The sequence below is a fragment of the Polaromonas sp. P3_C2 genome (assembly GCF_056402675.1).
Window position 1 is genome coordinate 1 of sequence record NZ_JBFUGX010001272.1, and the last position, 525, is coordinate 525.

The 525-nt window shown below is 59.6% G+C and carries 1 protein-coding gene; it reads left to right on the forward strand.

Translation table 11 applies throughout. The annotated features are described in order from the left end of the window. The coding region (locus AC1DWI_RS26025) for a HAMP domain-containing protein (protein WP_477726312.1) at positions 1 to 525 on the forward strand (525 nt) is incomplete at both ends.

Genomic DNA, 525 nt, shown 5'->3' on the forward strand with positions numbered 1-525 from the left:
CGACGTGCAGGGCGTTGCCGGTACCTGGAAGGACTTGACTGACTCGGTCAACTCCATGGGCGTCAACTCCATGGGCTCCAACCTGACCGGCCAGGTGCGCAACATTGCCGAGGTGACCAAGGCTGTGGCGGCGGGCGACCTTTCGAAGAAGATCACGGTGGACGTGAAGGGCGAAATCCTCGAGCTCAAGAACACCATCAACACCATGGTGGAYCAGYTGYSGTCWTTTGCTTCTGARGTAACSCGRGTSGCRCGCGAGGTGGGYACYGARGGCAARCTGGGCGGSCAGGCCGACGTGCAGGGYGTTGCCGGTACCTGGAAGGACTTGACYGAYTCGGTCAACTCCATGGGCTCCAACCTGACCGGCCAGGTGCGCAACATTGCCGAGGTGACCAAGGCTGTGGCGGCGGGGGACCTTTCGAAGAAGATCACGGTGGACGTGAAGGGCGAAATCCTCGAGCTCAAGAACACCATCAACACCATGGTGGATCAGTTGTCGTCTTTTGCTTCTGAAGTAACGCGAGT